Source organism: Pseudomonas simiae, assembly GCF_000934565.1.
GTDB classification, from domain to species: Bacteria; Pseudomonadota; Gammaproteobacteria; order Pseudomonadales; family Pseudomonadaceae; genus Aquipseudomonas; species Aquipseudomonas simiae.
Map to the genome: position 1 here is coordinate 3,379,990 of NZ_CP010896.1, position 17,591 is coordinate 3,397,580.

General features: G+C 60.4%; 20 protein-coding genes. 10 read left to right on the top strand and 10 right to left on the bottom strand.

Annotation, left to right across the window (positions count from 1 at the left end; all coding sequences use genetic code 11):
* Entirely contained in the window at positions 1–1,554 is a 1,554-nt protein-coding gene (gene tssA / locus PF1751_RS15040; RefSeq protein WP_080923212.1) for a type VI secretion system protein TssA, read from the bottom strand.
* 478 nt (positions 1,555–2,032) lie between these two features.
* Between tssA and PF1751_RS15045 the strand changes: the two genes are divergently transcribed.
* Positions 2,033–2,548, top strand: a complete 516-nt coding sequence (locus tag PF1751_RS15045; RefSeq protein ID WP_010209954.1) for an Hcp family type VI secretion system effector — start codon at positions 2,033–2,035, stop codon at positions 2,546–2,548.
* A 52-nt stretch (positions 2,549–2,600) separates the two neighbouring features.
* Here the strand turns inward: PF1751_RS15045 and PF1751_RS15050 are convergent, their stop codons facing one another.
* Positions 2,601–3,422, bottom strand: a complete 822-nt coding sequence (locus tag PF1751_RS15050) for an aldo/keto reductase (protein WP_044287292.1) — start codon at positions 3,420–3,422, stop codon at positions 2,601–2,603.
* Between the two features lie 106 nt (positions 3,423–3,528).
* Here PF1751_RS15050 and PF1751_RS15055 point away from each other — a divergent pair, with 106 nt between their 5' ends.
* Entirely contained in the window at positions 3,529–4,023 is a 495-nt protein-coding gene (locus tag PF1751_RS15055; RefSeq protein ID WP_044287293.1) for a DUF1543 domain-containing protein, read from the top strand.
* Between the two features lie 147 nt (positions 4,024–4,170).
* Here the strand turns inward: PF1751_RS15055 and PF1751_RS15060 are convergent, their stop codons facing one another.
* A complete protein-coding gene (locus tag PF1751_RS15060; RefSeq protein WP_044287294.1) occupies positions 4,171–5,373 on the bottom strand; it encodes a TPM domain-containing protein in 1,203 nt (400 codons plus the stop codon).
* Positions 5,374–5,501: 128 nt separating this feature from the next.
* On the opposite strand from PF1751_RS15060, the gene PF1751_RS15065 reads away from it, so the two are divergent.
* Together PF1751_RS15065 and PF1751_RS15070 are read left to right on the top strand one after the other, a co-directional pair.
* Complete coding sequence (locus tag PF1751_RS15065) at positions 5,502–6,317, top strand: alpha/beta fold hydrolase (RefSeq protein WP_044287295.1); 816 nt, start codon at positions 5,502–5,504, stop codon at positions 6,315–6,317.
* The gene (locus tag PF1751_RS15070; RefSeq protein WP_010209947.1) at positions 6,307–7,449 is read left to right on the top strand and encodes a PAS domain-containing sensor histidine kinase; all 1,143 of its coding nucleotides are present in this window, start codon (positions 6,307–6,309) and stop codon (positions 7,447–7,449) included. The genes PF1751_RS15065 and PF1751_RS15070 overlap by 11 nt, the downstream gene beginning before the upstream one ends.
* Here PF1751_RS15070 and dapF read toward each other — a convergent pair.
* Positions 7,437–8,240 carry a diaminopimelate epimerase gene (gene dapF, locus PF1751_RS15075; protein ID WP_044287296.1) on the bottom strand — a complete coding sequence of 268 codons (804 nt, stop codon included), beginning with the start codon at positions 8,238–8,240 and terminating at the stop codon, positions 7,437–7,439. The genes PF1751_RS15070 and dapF overlap by 13 nt on opposite strands.
* A gap of 73 nt (positions 8,241–8,313) precedes the next feature.
* On the opposite strand from dapF, the gene PF1751_RS15080 reads away from it, so the two are divergent.
* Complete coding sequence (locus PF1751_RS15080; RefSeq protein ID WP_044287297.1) at positions 8,314–8,889, top strand: P-loop nucleotide/nucleoside kinase family protein; 576 nt, start codon at positions 8,314–8,316, stop codon at positions 8,887–8,889.
* On the opposite strand, the gene PF1751_RS15085 is transcribed toward PF1751_RS15080, so the two are convergent.
* Complete coding sequence (locus PF1751_RS15085) at positions 8,804–10,399, bottom strand: L,D-transpeptidase family protein (protein ID WP_021491590.1); 1,596 nt, start codon at positions 10,397–10,399, stop codon at positions 8,804–8,806. The genes PF1751_RS15080 and PF1751_RS15085 overlap by 86 nt on opposite strands.
* 39 nt (positions 10,400–10,438) lie before the next feature.
* Here PF1751_RS15085 and PF1751_RS15090 point away from each other — a divergent pair, with 39 nt between their 5' ends.
* Entirely contained in the window at positions 10,439–11,152 is a 714-nt protein-coding gene (locus PF1751_RS15090; protein ID WP_044287298.1) for a murein L,D-transpeptidase catalytic domain family protein, read from the top strand.
* A gap of 30 nt (positions 11,153–11,182) precedes the next feature.
* Positions 11,183–11,929, top strand: coding sequence for a creatininase family protein (locus PF1751_RS15095; protein ID WP_021491591.1), 747 nt, complete (start codon positions 11,183–11,185; stop codon positions 11,927–11,929).
* A 53-nt stretch (positions 11,930–11,982) separates the two neighbouring features.
* On the opposite strand, the gene PF1751_RS15100 is transcribed toward PF1751_RS15095, so the two are convergent.
* Complete coding sequence (locus tag PF1751_RS15100) at positions 11,983–12,324, bottom strand: hypothetical protein (protein WP_010209939.1); 342 nt, start codon at positions 12,322–12,324, stop codon at positions 11,983–11,985.
* A gap of 36 nt (positions 12,325–12,360) precedes the next feature.
* Positions 12,361–13,005: a hypothetical protein gene (locus tag PF1751_RS15105; protein WP_044287299.1), complete on the bottom strand. Its 645-nt coding sequence runs from the start codon at positions 13,003–13,005 to the stop codon at positions 12,361–12,363.
* A 131-nt stretch (positions 13,006–13,136) separates the two neighbouring features.
* Between PF1751_RS15105 and PF1751_RS15110 the strand changes: the two genes are divergently transcribed.
* Positions 13,137–13,409 (top strand): hypothetical protein, encoded by a 273-nt coding sequence (locus tag PF1751_RS15110; protein ID WP_010209937.1) that lies wholly within the window; start codon positions 13,137–13,139, stop codon positions 13,407–13,409.
* On the opposite strand, the gene yfcF is transcribed toward PF1751_RS15110, so the two are convergent.
* Together yfcF and PF1751_RS15120 are read right to left on the bottom strand one after the other, a co-directional pair.
* On the bottom strand, positions 13,384–14,001 hold the full coding sequence (yfcF, locus tag PF1751_RS15115; protein WP_044287300.1) for a glutathione transferase: 618 nt from the start codon (positions 13,999–14,001) through the stop codon (positions 13,384–13,386). The two genes, PF1751_RS15110 and yfcF, sit on opposite strands and share 26 nt — an antisense overlap.
* Positions 14,002–14,097: 96 nt before the next feature.
* The gene (locus PF1751_RS15120) at positions 14,098–14,646 is read right to left on the bottom strand and encodes a DUF924 family protein (RefSeq protein WP_010209933.1); all 549 of its coding nucleotides are present in this window, start codon (positions 14,644–14,646) and stop codon (positions 14,098–14,100) included.
* Positions 14,647–14,938: 292 nt separating this feature from the next.
* On the opposite strand from PF1751_RS15120, the gene PF1751_RS15125 reads away from it, so the two are divergent.
* On the top strand, positions 14,939–16,093 hold the full coding sequence (locus tag PF1751_RS15125; protein ID WP_010209932.1) for an acetyltransferase domain-containing protein: 1,155 nt from the start codon (positions 14,939–14,941) through the stop codon (positions 16,091–16,093).
* Positions 16,094–16,179: 86 nt separating this feature from the next.
* Here the strand turns inward: PF1751_RS15125 and PF1751_RS15130 are convergent, their stop codons facing one another.
* Positions 16,180–16,788 (bottom strand): LysE family translocator, encoded by a 609-nt coding sequence (locus tag PF1751_RS15130; RefSeq protein WP_021491593.1) that lies wholly within the window; start codon positions 16,786–16,788, stop codon positions 16,180–16,182.
* An 88-nt stretch (positions 16,789–16,876) separates the two neighbouring features.
* On the opposite strand from PF1751_RS15130, the gene PF1751_RS15135 reads away from it, so the two are divergent.
* Positions 16,877–17,461 carry a GNAT family N-acetyltransferase gene (locus PF1751_RS15135; RefSeq protein WP_332880389.1) on the top strand — a complete coding sequence of 195 codons (585 nt, stop codon included), beginning with the start codon at positions 16,877–16,879 and terminating at the stop codon, positions 17,459–17,461.
* Positions 17,462–17,591 lie beyond the last annotated feature (130 nt).

Here is a 17,591-nt window from a genome sequence, read left to right on the forward strand (position 1 = left end):
CTATTCAAGTACCGCTTCCAGATCGAAGAGGCACAGCCTGCGATGGGTGTCTTCCTTGCGCTCACGCACTGCGTGGTTTTGTGGCAACAGGTCGCAGCAGCGATACAGAAGCTGGGTGACCTGAAGGGCCAACTCCGGCTCCCAGTGCTCAAGACCTGTGTGTTGCAGTTCGTGGTCCAGGTGTTCGAGCTGGATCTTCGCCAGCTCATGCTTGCCGGCCTGCACACACAGGCGCGCCTGGGCAAGCCGCCAATGAAATCGCGCGCGTTCGCTGCGAGCGGCATACATCCCTTGTTTGAGTTCATGGATCGCGGCTTTGAGCCCGTCCTGTCGCAACCGGGGTGCGACTGCCTGCAAGGCGCTCTCCCAAGGCTCGGCTTCGGTATCAATCACCACGGCGGCTGATTCGGGTGTTTGCAGATGACGGCTGACCTGCAGCGTGATCCAGTCACGGCTGGCGGCGTCGGCAAAAGGGATGCTGTCGTGAAAACAGAACGACGGCAGGTCCGGCAGACGTTGCAGCAGCAAGGCGAAGGTCACTTCCAACTCGATCATGGCCTGTTCGGCCCGCAAGGCTTCCAGGCATTGCCAGAGCATGTGCAGCCCGTCAAACCAGAACATCGCACCGGCGAGACTGGCTTCGAGTTCAAGTACCAGGTCGGCGTGATGCCCTTGAGCAAAACGCTCCTGATAACGCTTGAGTTTTTCAGGGGCTGGCCCACGCAGGGTGGTAACCCGTTCGCTGTCGGCGTCCGGATATCCGCTCAGGACGAGCCAGTTCAACGTTCGGTTGAGACGCAGGGCGCGTAGATCGGTGGCGTTCTGGCGCAACCACCAGGCACACAACGGACGGGCCTGCTCCTGCAAAGTGCGTAGCAACTTGCCTGCGTCTTTTTCGTTGTCCACCACGGGCTCGGATTTGAGCAATTGACTGGTCGCCTGCTTGACCTGGGCAATGACGCCGCTCAAGCCTGCTGCCGGGGCATCAGCCTGAAGCGCCTGCTCCAGCCGTTGGGCCAATTGCCTGCGAATCGGCAGCAGCAGCGGCGCGTCGTCCCCCAAGTGCCTGCCCCACAGCTCTTCAAGGCTCGTCAGGTGCTCAAGCACGGCGCGGAACAACAGCTGCTGGTTCTGGAGTGGCAGGCCCTGTGCAAACAGAGGCTCAATGCGCAACACCAGCCAGGCGAACGCTGCGCTTCGGGTACGCAGTTTTTCGGGGTAGCTCTCCAACCAATGATGCTCACAGAGATAGCGCAGCAACCCGAGACCCGCCAGCAAGCCAGGATAAGACTCACGTTGGTACAACGCCCAGGTCATCCACACCGCCACGCGTAGATCCTTGGATTGCTGGCGCAACAGGCGTTCGCTGGTTTCCAGGATCTTGTGCCAATCAGGCTGGCGGGTGCCATGAATGGATTGCGCCTTGGTCAACTCGGATTCCAGGCATTCATATTCACTTGAAAAGCGCATATCGCCGCCCGCAAAACATGTTTGCGAACAAGGCGACCTTGCAACCTCAAGATAATAATCACACAGCGTGTCCGAATAAGACATTTCGCACCAGGCGCAACTAACCAATACGTGAGCAGCCAACTAACCGCACTTGAAATACGCATTAGAAGGCATCTGAACCTTGCCCTAACTTCTGCAAAGTTCCCGAACCTTAGCCACGCCCAAATCATTCAGCAAGCGACGGAATGACACTTAATCCTTTTCCTACAACCTTATTAAATGGGCCACTGCGCAGCATTTTGCGCACCCATTCATGCTTATGCGCTCAACTTGACCTTACAACTTCGACATTCAACCATTCTTCCAACTGAGCAACTAAATGCGCACAGCTGCGCAATTAAATACGGCTTACACCCACAAAGTTCATCCCACACAATCCAAAAAACGAACTTATATAACGCCACACCTCAATGTTTATTGGCCCGCGTACTTTCAGGCACGGTTCTTGTACTAGGCACCTTTCCCAACCCGCGTAATTATCGGTTGGAACTACCTCTTCAATCAGACAAGGAAACCCGTCATGCCAACACCCGCGTATCTCTCCGTCACCGGCGTCAAACAAGGTTTGATCACGGCAGGCACGTTTACCCAGGACTCGGTAGGTAACATTTATCAGGAAGGCCATGAGGACCAGATCCTGGTCCAGGCCTTTTCTCATCAGGTGATCATTCCGCGTGACCCTCAATCCGGCCAACCAACGGGCCAGAGGGTGCATAAGCCCATGATGATCAGCAAAGTCTTCGATAAATCCTCACCGTTGCTGTTCAGTGCATTGACCAGCGGCGAAGAGGTCAAGTGCCGGCTCGAATGGTTGCGCACCTCGTCGGCCGGCACCCAGGAGCACTACTTTACGATTGAACTGGAGGGGGCGACCATCGTGGACATCCAGTCACGTATGCCGAACTGCCAGGATCCGGACAACGCTCATTTCACTCACTTGGAAGACGTTTACTTCACCTATCGCAAGATCGTGTGGACCCACGAAGTGTCCGGCACATCAGGGTCAGATGACTGGCGTAGCCCGGTTGCAGGTTAAACCGGCTTGACGCAGGGACGGCGCCAAGGATGGCGCCGTCCCTGCGAAGGGGCTAAACCATCGCCAGTGGATGTTTGCGTTTGGGTGCGCCAAACACGCGATCAATCGCCTCCAGGTCGTGCTCATCCAGTACCAGCTTGGCGGCGGCCGCATTGAGCCGCACGTGCTCAGGGGTGACGGCCTTGGGGATTGCGATCACGCCATGCTGGCGTAACACCCAGGCCAGGGAGACCTGCGCGGGTGTGACCTCATGGCGGTGGGCGATCTGCTTGAGGGTCGGGCTGGACAACAACTCACCACCTTGGGCGATCGGGCAATACGCCATCAAGGGCAAGTGATGCTGTTGCCACCACGGCAGTAGGTCGAATTCGATGCCACGCTCTTCGATGTTGTAGAGCACCTGGTTGGTGGCGCAGGCCGGGGATGCGAGTTCCTGCAGGTCGGCCACATCGAAATTGGACACCCCCCAACGTCCGATTTTGCCGGCTTCGCGCAGGCGTTCGAAGGCTTCGACGGTTTCTTCGAGGGGGTACTGGCCGCGCCAGTGCAACAGATAAAGATCGATGTAGTCCGTGCCCAGGCGTTGGAGACTGGCTTCACAGGCGCGGGGCACGCCCTTGTGACTGGCGTTGTGCGGGTAGACCTTGCTCACCAGAAATACCTGGTCGCGCTTGCCACGAATGGCTTCGCCGACCACTGTTTCGGCGCCACCATCGCCGTACATTTCGGCGGTATCGATCAGGGTCATGCCCTCGTCGATGCCCAATTGCAACGCCGCGACTTCAGCGCGGTGCTGGTCGGGGTTTTCGCCCATGCGCCAGGTTCCCTGGCCGATAACAGGAACGGGAACACCCGCCAGATCGATGGTGCGCATGACAACCTCCTCATGAGTTCGCGGATTAACAGTGTGGCATTGGCCGGACAAAAGGGTTCAATCGAAGTATGGTTAGCCTCTGCCAAGTCGCCAGGAAGAACCTGTAATGCTGTTTGTCGTCATGCTCGGGGGTAAGCACCCCCGGGCGAAAATTGAAGTACACGATGTGGTATTTGTTGTCGCGGACACGCTGGAGGCCACCTACCCGCAATTGCGCGATGGCTGGTTTGGCGGCCCCAAGGGTATGCATATCGATGCGTGGATGGCGGTGGATGGCGTCGACGGTTGGAAAGTCGAGTTCAGCCCCCTGGCGCCTGCTGCCGGCGCGCATCACCTGTACTTCATTAACCTTGGCGGTTATGAAGCCAACCGCTTTGGCGAAGCCCACCACTACCTGTTGGTGGTGGCCCGCAATAAACAGGAGGCTACGAGCAAGGGCAAGCAACAAATGCTGCGCCAGTGGTCCCAGGCCCACACCGACGGCGTACTGGATATCGATGATTGCCTGCCGATCGATCTGGTGGACGGTCGCTATGTTCACTTGGTACAGGGCCCGCACCAGCCGATCCGCCAGCAGAATGACTACATCGTCCTGACCTGACGCTTCTACAGCGGGGCGGACTATCCCCTGGCGGAGCTGTTTGCATTATTTATTGAAGGGATGACGCGGCAGCCGCGAAGCGGTCTGCGCACGTCCAGCCCGGGGGCGGCGTGCAGAGATCGGTGGATTACACGCAGCCTGGCGCCTTTACCAGCTTCCGGATGCCCCGCCACCCCCACTGGAGCCTCCGCCACCGGAAGAACTGCTACTGGAACTGGAGCTGCTGGAACCCGAGCTTGAGCCACCACTCGACCCGGACCCAGACCCGCCGCTGGTCTTGCCAAAAATGAACAGCGCTGCGAACGAGGCTATCGGGAAGGCGTACAACCAACCGTTACGGCCGAGTTCCATCAGCATCCCCGCCGCCACATACACCCCCACCGCGGCCACCAGTCGCGCAATAAACCCTACGCGGCTCTGCTTCCAGGCGTCCTTCATGATCATCAACAGGACCAGGTACAACCCCAACGCCAGCAACGCACCCAGCGGAAACACCAACCAATGAATGAAGTTGACGTCGGCATATCGCTGATCAACCACCACCAACCCAAGGATGTAGGCCAGCAGCGCAACCACGCCGTAAAACACCGAGCGGGCCATCCACAACGCACCAAACGTCGCGCCGCCGATCAGCAGGGTCAATGGCAGCACCAGCAGGAACATCAGCCAGTCGCGGCCCCCGGCAAAAATCGCCAGCAGCACGGTGACGGCCGCCATCGCAATCAAGGCGCGGCGCCAGTGAAGCCTACCTGCGCTAATGAGCACACCGCCAATGGCGCCGATGACAAACGCCAGCGCTATCGCAATGAACTGAGGATTCGCCCCTGGCCCGGCGATTTGGGGTAGGTCGCCGCCGTCCACCAGCACCACCAAGTCGTTTACCCCCTGGGAAACACCGCCGGCAAAATCCCCCTGGCGGAAGGCCGGGGTGATGTGTTCTTCGATGATGCGGTGTGCCAGCAGGTCAGTCACCGTACCCTCCAGGCCGTACCCCACCTCAATACGCACCTTACGGTCCTCCTTGGCCACCACCAGCAGGACGCCGTCATTGACGCCCTTGCGTCCCAACTTCCAGGCGCGGAACAGTTGATTGGCGTAATCCTCAATGCTCGCACCGCCGGTGGTGGGCACCAGTAGCACGGCCACCTGCGCGCCCTTGCGCTGCTCAAGGTCGGCCAGTTGGTTTTTCAGACGGGTGGTGGTGCTGGCATCCAGGGTGTCGGTGAGGTCGATCACCCGTTGGTCGAGGGCGACGCCAATCGGTGAAGTGTCCGCCTGGGCGGTGCTCAAAAGGCCTAAGAACACCAGCGCCACCAGACTCAAGACGGATTGCCGCAGAATCGCCATCATGTTTTGTTACCTGAAGTTTCTTCCTGAAGGCGGCGACTTTACCTTATCCGCACTATATCGCGTGACCCCACGCCGTTGACTATTTAAACTCCCTTCACGCATAGCAAAACGCCACAACCGGAAAGCCCATGGATCTACGCCACCGCAACAATGTCAGTGTGATGGGCAACGGCAGTTCGACCCTGGTGTTCTCCCACGGCTTCGGCTGCAACCAGGCGATGTGGAACTACCTGGCCCCGCAATTTTCCGAGCGTTTTCGCGTGGTGATGTACGACTTGGTGGGCGCCGGCCTGTCGGACCTCAGTGCGTTCGACAAGGCCAAATACAGTTCCCTCGACGGTTACGCGCGCGATTTGAACGAGATCATTGACGCCTTCGCCGTGGGCCCAGTGATCTTGGTGAGCCATTCGGTGAGCGCCATGATCAGCACCCTCGCCGACCGCCAGGCCCCCAACCGTATTGCCGCCCACGTCATGATCGGCCCCTCGCCGCGCTACATCGACGCCGGCGGTTATGTCGGCGGCTTCAAACGGGGCGATATCCAGGACCTGCTCGACACCCTCGACAGCAACTACCTCGGTTGGTCCAGCGCCATGGCGCCGGTGATCATGGGCGCGCCTGGGCAACCGGCGTTGAGCCAGGAATTGACCGACAGCTTTTGCCGCACCGAACCTGAGATCGCCAAGCAATTTGCACGGGTGACTTTCATGTCGGATAACCGCCAGGACGTGATCGGCCTGGCCACTCCGGTACTGGTCCTGCAATCGAGCGACGACCTGATTGCCCCGGTCGCCGTAGGTGAATACCTGCACAGCGTGTTGCCCAATAGCACCTATTGCTTGGTGGACAACGTCGGCCATTGCCCGCACATGAGCGCGCCGCACGCCTGTGCAACCGCCATGCACAGCTTCCTGGCCCCTTGGGCGGCTGCACGTGCCGACTGATCTGTTCGACAGCGCCGCCTGCGCCCTCGCCGTCACGGCAGAGGACGGCACGATCCTGCAAGTCAATGCGCGGTTCAGCGAGTGGCTGGGGTTCAGCACGACTGAGCTGTGCGGCAAGCGTTTTCAGGATTTGCTGACCATGGGCGGGCAAATCTTCCACCAGACCCATCTGGCGCCGATGCTGCGCATGCGCGGCAGCGTCACCGAAGTGAAACTCGACATGCTGCACCGTGACGGCCACAAAGTGACCGTACTGCTCAACGGTATCAAGCGAGAACAGACCGATGCCGTGGTACACGACCTGGCGCTGTTCGGCACCACTGACCGTGACAAGTACGAGCGCGAGCTGCTCAATGCACGCAAACTGGCCGAGGCCTTGCTTCAGGAAAAGACTGACACCGAACTTGCCCTGCAGCACGCCCAGGCCGAATTGCACGAGGCCTATGCCATTTCCCAGAGTCGCGCACGGTTTGCCGAGCAAATGGTGGCGATTGTCAGCCATGACCTGAAAAACCCGCTGACCGCCATACGTATGGCCTCGGATTTTCTGGCAAGGGGCGAACGCACGACCAAGGAACGCCAACTGCTCGGGCATATCGGCCAGTCGTCCGAGCGTGCCCAACGCATGATCGCCGACCTGCTGGACTTCACCCAGGCACGCGTCGGCCAGGGCATCACCATCAAGGCAGCGCCGCTGGACCTGCATGAGGTGATTCATCGTGCTGTGGATGAACTGCGCGTGGCCTTTCCCAAGGCATCCTTGGTGCACCTCGCCGATGGCAATGGCGACGCCAGTCTGGACGCCGACCGCGTGCAGCAGATCATCGGTAATCTGGTGGCGAACAGCGTGGCGTATGGTGACCCGCAACGACCAATCACCATCACTTCACGCCTGGGAGATAACCGGTGCGAAGTGTCGGTACATAACTACGGCCGAGTGATCCCGAAAGCGTTGCTGGCCGAATTGTTCGAGCCCATGACACGTGGTACCGATCAGGGCAGTGACGTACGCAGCGTCGGCCTTGGCCTGTACATCGTGCGCGAATTGGCCAGGGTGCATGGCGGCGATGTAGCGGTGAGTTCCTGTGTCACGGGCGGCACGACGTTTACCGTCAACTTTCAGCCTACGTAGGCGCTGCCCTGCATTACCGGTTCCACGCTGCCTGTGAGCACCACTGCGCCCTCGCCCTCCCAGTGCACAGTCACCGTGCCGCCGTCGCAGTGCACCTGCACCGTGGCGTCCAGCAACCCACGGCGGATCCCATTGACCACCGCGCCACAGCAGCACGACCCGGAACCCAGCGGCACGCCACCGCCGCGCTCCCAGATGCGCAGGCGGATATGGCCACGGTCGAGCACCTGCACGAAATGCACATTGGTCTTGGCTGGGAACAATGGGTGAATTTCCAGCGCCGGGCCCACGGTCGCCACGTCGACAGCCGTGAGGTCTTCCACGAAAAAGGTGCAATGCGGATTGCCCATGCTGCACGCCGCCGGGTTGCCATCGATGGGCAAGGTGAGCGTATCCATGGCCTCGGCCAGCGGCACGGCCGACCAGTCCAGCGACGGCTCACCCATGTTCACCGAAATTTGCCGCCCCGCAGCCCGCACACAGGTCAGCAAGCCGCGGTCGGTACGCAGCACCACCGAATCCGTGCCCGCCTCATGCATCAGACGGTCAGCCACGCCACGGGTGGCACTGCCGCAGGTGGCCAGCGGCGTACCGTTGGGGTTCCAGAATTTGATGCGCGCGGCGGCGTCATCACAATCGAGCAGCACGGCCAGTTGGTTGAAACCGATACCGGTGTGGCGGTTACCGAGTTGGCGGGCAACTTTCGCGGTAATCGGATCGTGCAGGCCCCGGCGATCGATGATGATGAAATCATCGCCATGGGCGTGCATTTTCACAAACGGCAGAGGCATGGGCTGTCCTGTGGTCGACCGATGGGGAACTGAAGGATACCCTGAACCGCACCCATCTTATCGAGAGCCACCCATGCTAATTGTCTTCAGCGGACTGCCCGGCACCGGCAAGACCACCATCGCCCAGGCGCTGGCAGGCCAGATCGGCGCAGTGTACCTGCGCATCGATGTGATTGAGCAGGCGATCCGTGACGCGGGCGTGTTGGCGAGCGATGTGGGTGCCAGCGGTTATGGGGTAGCGAATGCCTTGGCGTTGAGCAATCTGCGATTGGGGCAGACGGTGGTGGCTGACTGCGTGAACCCGGTCAAGGAAAGCCGGGAGGCGTGGAAAACATCGGCGGCAATGGCAGGTGCGCAGTTGCTGGATATTCGGGTGATTTGTTCTGACCGGCAGGAACATCAACGGCGGGTGGAAGCCCGAACGGGAGATATTCCCGGCCTGGCTCCACCCCCTTGGGAGTCGGTGCTGGCGCATGAGTACGAGGCGTGGGCCGAAGTGCCGATGACGCTCGATACCGCACTCATGACGCCGTATGAGGCGGTAACAAGAGTGCTGGCGACGCTCAAAGCACGCTCCCCATCGCCTTCATCAACACCAGGTCCCGCCCATAGATATCCGGCGCATACACCAACCCGCCCTCGCGATTGACCTCAACCGTCCAATAACTCAACAGCACCGGTACCGGCGTGGCCAACCTGAACTCATGGGTCAGGCCGGTAGCCAGCAGCTCATCGGTACGGGCGCGCTCAGCCGGGCTCACCAACAAATCCCGCAGCAACAACGGTTGCTCGACCCGCACGCACCCTGAGCTGAATGCCCGCGGTCCCTTGGTGAACAGCGGTTGGCTCGGCGTGTCATGCAGGTACACCGAGTACGGGTTGGGAAAACGCATCACGATCTTGCCCAGCGGATTGCGCGGACCGGCTTCCTGACGCAGCAGGATATTGCCGGGTCGGGCCCAGTCCACCTGTTCGGCAGTCAGCGGGTGGCCTTCGGCGTCCAGTACTTGCAGGTTCTGCTGGCGCAGGTATTCGGGGTTGAGGCGGATGGCCGGGAGTTTGTCCTCGCGCATGATGGTGGGTGGGATGGTCCAGGTGGGGTTGAGGGTCAGCCGGGTAATGCGCGATTTGAGCAGCGGCGTCTGACGTTCGGCGCGACCGACTTGCAAGCGGGTTTGCCAGACCGGGATGCCGCTCTGGTACACGCTCAGTTGCGCGGCAGCGACGTTGACCAACACGCCTTCGGGCTCCAAGTCCTGGGCCAGCCAGCGAAAACGTTCGAGGTTGATGCGCAGTTGTTCGCGGCGCACCGCCGGGCTGATGTTCAATTCGGCCACAGTGCCGGCGCCGATCACCCCGTCGGCCTGCAACGAATGGCTGAGCTGAAAGGCCTTGACCGCCTTGACCAGTTCATCACGGTACTGCTTGCCGCTGGGCGCGTTGGCCAGGTAGCCGCCACTGATCAGGCGCCGCGCCAGCTCCGGCACGCGTGGGTCTTCCATGCCCGGACGCAGCAGCGGGCCGCTGGCCACAGGGTCCCAATGCGGTAAGGGTTGCTGGCGCACGGTGGAATAAGCGTTGCGCAGGCTGCGATACAAATCGGCACTGGGCCGTGCCTGGTCGAACGCCTGGGCCATGTCTTGCAGACCTTGGGCCGCAAACGCCAGCACTTCGACGTTGGGGTCGCGGGTGGGTGGTTGAGCGTGCCACAGCGGTTCGAAGCGCGATTGCTGCAGGCGGCCGTAATGAAGATCCTGCAGGGCTTGCAGGTAGTGCTGGCTGCTGGTGATATCGCTGCACAGCACGTTAGCCGTGGCATCTGGCACAGGCAAGCTATAGTGGGTAGGGTCCAAGCCGTCATCGGCGAGCATCAGCAACTGAGATTGCAGGGCTTGTCGACGGTCATCGGCGGACCACAGCGGCATGTTGCCTTGCTGCTGGTAGAAGGCTTGCAGGCGCAACTGGGCGGCGGCGTCGACCTGCCGAGCCAGGTCCGGGCAGACACTGGGCAGTTGCGCCAACGCCTGTTGCACGGGTGCCAGATCGACCGGCGCCGGCGTGGTCACCGGCAACGGCTCGACCGGCAGCGCGACGGCTGTCGCGACCAATGGTGCAACGAGCAGGCAAATGCTCAAGTAACATGCGTGTTTTTTGAACAATTGACCAGGCTCCAATCCACACCGGGGGACACTTCGTAGATGCTGACTTTCATGCGCCGCCTCGGTTTGATGACCGTGGCGTTGGCTACGCTGAGCGATTTTGCGCTTGCTGCCAATCAGACCTCTCCTAACTTGTATAGCAGCCTGGCGCGCTCGGCTCCAGAACTCAATCCCACCGTACTCAAAAGCGCCCTCAACGCGGTGCAGTGTGCGGTCAATAACGGCGAAGAACGTTCCGAGCGCCTAGCGGTTATTGACTACTCCCAGCCATCGACCGCCCGTCGGCTGTGGATCTTCGATCTGCGCAAGAAGACCCTGGTGCTGCGCGACCTGGTGGCCCATGGTGCCAAATCCGGGGAGAACTTCGCCACACAGTTCTCCAACCTGGAAGGCAGCCACCAGTCCAGCCTTGGGCTGTTCCGCACCCAGGAAAGCTACCTGGGCACCCACGGCTACTCGCTGCGCATGGACGGCCTGGAGCCGGGCTTCAATGACCAGGCCCGCGATCGTGCCATCGTGATTCACGCCGCCGACTATGTGAGCCCGCTGTGGAGCAAGCGCGAAGGCCGTATCGGCCGCAGCCAGGGTTGCCCGGCCGTGCGCCCGCAAGTGGCGCGCCAGGTAGTGGATAAGCTCAAGGATGGGCAGTTCATGTTTTCGTGGTACCCCGACCAGCGCTGGTTGAAGTCTTCGACCTACCTCAATTGCAAACCCCAACAGGTGGCGAGTAGTCGTACAATCCGTGGCGGATAGCCTGTCCCCATAGATAAAAGAGAGCGTCGCATGCTTCTACACAAATCCACCTGGATCGAGATCGGGCAGTTTCTGGAGCGTAACCGCACGGTGGTGATTCCGATCGGTTCCAACGAACAGCACGGCCCCACCGGCCTGCTGGGCACCGACTGGATGTGCCCGGAAATCATCGCCCATGAAGCGCAGAAGAACGCCGACCTGCTGATCGGCCCCACCTTCAACATCGGCATGGCCCAGCATCACCTGGGCTTTCCCGGCACCATTTCCCTGCGCCCTTCCACTTTTATCGCCGCGATTGGCGATTGGGTGCGCTCGCTGGCCGGGCATGGTTTCGAGAAGATCCTGTTTCTGAACGGCCACGGCGGCAATATCGCCACCATTGAAGCCGCATTTTCCGAGCTGTACGCCGAAGCCAGCTTCGCCCGGCGCCCGGCCGGGTTTGCCTTGAAGCTGGTGAACTGGTGGGACCTGGAAGGTGTGAACGACCTGGCGCAACGCCAATTCCCGGTGGGCCATGGCAGCCATGCCACGCCTTCGGAGATTGCAGTGACCCAATGGGCCTACCCCGACGCGATCAAGACGGCGGATTACTCGCCGCAAATTGCCAACACCGGGCCGATCCGTGAAGCCCTGGACTTCCGCGCACGCTTCCCGGACGGACGCATGGGTTCGGACCCGGCGCTGGCGACAGTGGAAAAAGGTGGGGAGCTGGTGGCGTTGGCGGCGCAGGGGTTGATCAAGACGGTCAACGCCTTCAGCAACGAAGCCAAACCCTAGGCCTGACACACATTCAAAATGTGGGAGCAAGCCCGCTCCCACTGGGGGCGGTGTTACTTACATTCCTGTGCGGCAAGCTCCAATCGCGACGGCTTAATCGTCGACGCCAGCGGCTTGCGCTCATACAGGAACACCTTGCCACCGTCCTGGGTCTTGTAGGCTTCCAGCACATCATCGGCGGCAATCTTGCTGGTCAATACCACTTTGGCGTGGCGCGAGTTCTGCGTCACGGTGGCGGCGATCCCGTGTTTTTCCAGCTTGGGCAGCACACACTGCACATAGGCTTCAGGCGTTTTGCTGGTCTGGAAGGTCATGGTTGGAGCGTTGGGGGCGGAAACACAACCGGCCAACAACAAGGAAGCAAGGGCCAAGGCCGGGGCGAAAAAAGCGCGCATCAAAAATTCCTGACGATAAAAAAATAAAGGTTCACATCAACCGGCACGAACCAACGCTTTGAGCGAGGCATCGAACTGCTTCAAGGCATCCAGTTGCACATCCCGCTGCTGCTCGATCTGCGCGGCAATTTCCGGCGCGGCCTTGTCGTGTACCCACACCGATGGCACCTGCTTGTGCACCGAGCCTTCGGCCTTGGCGATGTATTGCAGGTTCGCATCGTAGAACCGCGCAATGAAACGCGCCTCGACCTGGTCGTTACGCTGGGTCAGCAACTGGTTATGGGTATCGAGCATCACCACCACATCGGGGTGAGCCTGCACCAGGGCATCCAGGTTGTCGTAGACCGTCACCGACAAAAAGGTGCCTTGCAGCGAGCTCATCAACCAATCGATGGCCAGCTCCGGGTCGGAGCTGTTGACGAACGCCTGGCGGATACGCCCGTCGAGGGCATCCCTGGCGCCATTCAAGGCCATGTCGTGGTAGCGTTCGAGGTAGCTGAGGTTGTCGCGGGTGTTGTCACTCAGCAATACACCCACCGACTGCGCGTGCTGCAGGGATTCTACGCTACCGTTGACAGGTAGCAAATGGCGCGTGCGCAGATCATCGGCGACTGCCGCGTTGTTGAAGGCAACCGTGCCGAGCATCAAAGTCATCAAAGCCAGCTGAATAAACGTCCTCATCGCGTATTTCCTTGAACAGCATCTCGATGGGGTGATTTTGCGCTTTTCCCGCAAAAACAGAACTTGCGTTCCATGATGGTGACTATTATCTGAACCGATAGTGCTGACATAAAACTTATAAGGACCCCGCCATGAAGCCCCACCAGAAAACCTTCGACCGCATCCGCGAAGCCGTACTACCGGAGTTTCGCGAGCGGGTCGCCGATTACCTGGTCGATTATGAAAACGTGCTGTTGGACGAGGCGGCTGACAACGATCAAGTCAGCGCCAGCGCCCAACAACTGCGCGGTTACCTGCGCGGCCTGAACACAACGCGGGTGCTGGGCATGGCGGATTGGGAGGACCTGGATCGCCGGGTCCTGCAAATCTCTGAGCGCTCTACAGCGCAGGACGATGCTGATTGACCCACGCCTGTACGGAGGGCCGCTGCCACTGGCGCTGCGCGTATTCCACCAATTCGGCAGGTACGCTGTCGCCGTTGAGAATCAGGCGGTTAAGCATCACGGCCAGGTCCACATCGGCGATTGACCAGTCGCCGAACAGATACGCTGGGTTGCCGACCAACAAGTCCTGCGCCGCACTGATCAACTTGGCCGCCGCCGCTTCAGCGACTGGGGACAATGGCGGCATCTTCTGCCCGTAGAACACCACCATCGTCGAACGCTCCTGGCGGATCGGCAGCAAGTCACTGCGCAACCAAGCCTGTATCTGGCGCGCCCGCGCCCGCAGCTTTGGGTCGGCCGGGTACACCGGCGTTCCGGGGTAGGCTTGCTCCAGGTACTCGGTGATCGCCGAGGACTCAGACAAGGCGAAGTCGCCCTCTACCAAGGTCGGCACGCGTTGGGTCAGGGACAGGCGGGCGAAGTCGGCCGCGTGCTGTTGCGCGGCATCCAGGTCCAGGGTGATCGTGTCGAACGCCAGGCCTTTTTCGCGCAGCGTGACGAACACCGACAGGGCGTAGGGGCTGGTGTACATATGGTCAACATACAGGCGCATAACGATTCTCCTTGAGGGGAACACCACGCTACGAGATGTGCCGCAAGAAAGACAATGCGCTGTTTTTATGGGGGCATTCCTTGGCGGAATACTGGCCTAGCCGGCAAACCCACCCTCGTCCAGGAAGGCGCGTTCTTCCTCCGTGGTCTCCCGAGCCAACACCTCATTCCGATGAGGAAAGCGCCCGAACCGCTCGATGATCCGGGCATGCTCCTTGGCCCAATGGTAGGTGCTGGCGTCCAATGCCTGGTTGAGGATCAGCGAGCGCTGCTGGTCCGCCGGGTTTTCCGAATGTTCGAACGGCAGGTAACAGAATGCGCGCAACCCCGGGTCGATCTGTTGATCCAGCCCGGCGTCGACCAGGCGGCGGGCGTACAAGCGTGCCAGCGGGTCGGTGGCGAACATATGGGCGGTGCCGCGAAAGGCGTTGCGCGGGTATTGGTCGAGCAGGATCAGCAGGGCCAGGGCACCTTGCGCAGAGTCCAGCCAGTGTTCGAGTTCACGCCGGGCAGCTTGCAGGTGGGTGGTGTGGAAGGTGTCGCGAAAGCGGGCGTCGAAGGCTTCGTCCTTGGCAAACCAGCGCTTGGGGCCGGCGTGTTTCCAGAACTCGATGACGGATTGTGGGGTGTGTTGGGTCGCACTCACGGGGCTATCTCCTGTAGGAACCGGCTCGCCGGCGCCTACAGTGGACCGTGTTTGCGGATCAGAAGTCCACTGTTGCCGAGCACTTGACTGCGTGCGGCTCGCTGCCGAAACCGGCGATGTTCGCAATACAACGCCTGGACAGGCAGAGGGAGCGAAGACGACATGCCGATCCCCCGCCCCCGGTAGCAGTTAAGAGCTGATCGCATTCAAATTTGAGCAACGAATCGCAGCAACGCGCACACTAATGTTATAGGATAACACCCCACTTCCGCCCTGCCCTGTGACCCCGCCCATGACCGATGCTGTTCCCCTGCGCCAACGCCTGCTCTCCATCGATGCCCTGCGCGGCCTGGTGATCCTGTTCATGCTGCTGGACCACGTGCGCGAAACCTTCCTGCTGCACCGCCAGGTCAGCGACCCGATGACCATCGACAGCACCGAGCCTGCGCTGTTTGTCAGCCGTACCCTCGCCCACCTGTGTGCGCCCGTGTTTGTGTTGCTCACGGGGTTATCGGCCTGGCTGTATGGCCAGAAATACCAGGGCCGACGCGACGTGTCGGCGTTCCTGTTCAAGCGCGGGCTGTTTCTGGTGGTGCTGGAATTCACCTTGGTCAACTTCGCGTGGACCTTCCAGTTGCCGCCCAGCGTGATCTACATGCAAGTGATCTGGGCGATTGGCGTGAGCATGATCGCCCTTGCTGCGCTGGTGTGGTTGCCGCGTCCGCTGTTGATTGCGTTTGCGGTGGTGATTATCGCCGGGCACAACCTGCTGGACGGGCTGCACTTCGAGACCGGTTCGGCACTGCATGTTCCATGGGCGATCCTGCATGAGCGCAGTTGGATCGAGGTGGGCGACTCGCTGCGCCTGCGCATCACTTATCCGGTGCTGCCGTGGATCGGTGTGATAGCCCTGGGTTATTGCCTGGGCCCGTGGTTTGCCAAAAGCATGCAGCCGACGTTGCGCCAACGTTATCTGTTGCTCGGCGGTGTGAGTGCGTGGGTGGGGTTCGTGGTGGTGCGAGCGGCCAATGGGTATGGCGACACACCATGGCAAGCCTATGACAACGGCGTGCAAACCCTGATGAGCTTTTTCAACATCACCAAGTACCCGCCTTCGTTGCTGTTTTTGGCCCTGACGCTGGGTATCGGATTGTTGCTGTTGCTGGCGTTTGAACAAGCTGGGGCCAAGCGTTGGATCAGCATGCTCGCCACCTTCGGGGCGGCGCCGATGTTCTTTTATTTGCTGCACCTGTATGTGCTGAAAATCCTCTACGTCGTGTGCGTGGCGCTGTTTGGCCTGAATCACGGCAACTACTTCGGCTTTGACGGCATGGGCGCCATTTGGCTGGTGGCGCTGCTGCTGCCGCTGGCGCTGTACCCGCCGGTACATTGGTTCGCCGGGCTGAAGGCGCGGCGCCGCGACCTGGCCTGGCTCAAATATCTATAGAATCCGGACAGCTTTTCTGTGGGCGCTGGCTTGCCTGCGATTGCATCACCTCGGTCTATGCAGGCTACCGAGGCGCGCAGGGCCCTTCATGTCGCGACCAGATGCAGATAGAACGCGTGAAACATGAAATACGCACACACCGCCAGCGCCAGGCCCATACAGCGGTTGAACACCGTAAACGCTGACGTCCCGTTGATCCGCCGTCCCAGGAGTGCGCCGAGCAACGCATAGATCCACGGCGCGCCAAACGCGCCAAAGGCCAGCAACCCCGACACCACCGCAATCGACACCCCGGTGATATGCGCCGCCGGCAGCATGACGCTGGTGATCGGCAGCACCGCCATGATGCCCTTGGGGTTGAGCAACTGGATCACCAGGCCGTTCCAGAACGTGAGGGTCCTGGTCGGAGCGGTTGAGGCTTCTTCATCGACCACCGTGCGCGCGGTGAACACCTGATAAGCCAGGTACAAGGTGTACACGCCGCCAATCAATGAGATATAGGGCAACGCCGCCTGAGAAATGATCGCTTCGCCGGTGTAGCCGAACAGCATGAACAACACCAGCATCGCGCACCCCACGCCGACGAAAAACCCGGTGGAGCGACGGAACTGCCCCGTGAGCCCGGCGTTAAGGCCCATGAAATTTACGGGGCCGGGGCTGTACATGACGCTGAAGGCGTAGAGGAAGATGTCCATGGGAGACCTGCAGTAGAAAGAGTGCGGCGAGTCTACTGAGGGGCGTTGGGGGGATTCTTGCACGTTTGTGGTTGTGGCCGATATGGGGATGATGCTGCGCCTTCCGGCGGGAGTAAGCTGCCTCGCCACGGGTATAGTGTTTGTCGAACTCTTCGGGATAAAACCAGGCATGGACACAACGAATCAAGGCAACCTGGATTCACGGACAGTTCCTTTGAGTCAGCGCAACGCAAACGTCTCGATACGTAAACTGGAGCAACTTCCGGTGCAGATCCGCGCGCTCGAAGTTCAGGCAGTCGCCGAAGGTTTCAGGTTCCTGACACGATTGATCACAGAGTGGGAAGATGGCACCCATCGATTTGATCAACCGGGTGAATGCTTTCTAGGGATGTTTTGTGAAGGGCAGTTGATAGCAGTCGGCGGTCTGTCTTGTGATCCCTTTGCGGGACCGGGCGTTGGACGGCTTCGCCGGGTCTACGTAGAGCGCAATCACCGTGGGCGGCAGGCTGGAAAGGCCTTGGTGCATCAATTGCTGGAAAACGCTGCCGTGCATTTTTACCAGGTACGTCTGTCCACCGATTCCTCTGAGGCGGCAGCTTTCTACCTTCGCTGCGGTTTTGATCAAGTGGCTGATGACACGGCCACCCACACAAAAACCTTGGGGCACAGCTGAGACGGATGCTGCAGGCTCAATGACAGAGCGCGAAAGTGGGAGTTGTCGAGCTTCAGCGAGGCGACGATAGCCGTGTGTCAGGCGGCATCTCTATCGACAGTGCTGCGGTCATCGCGACCTCACTGGGTTC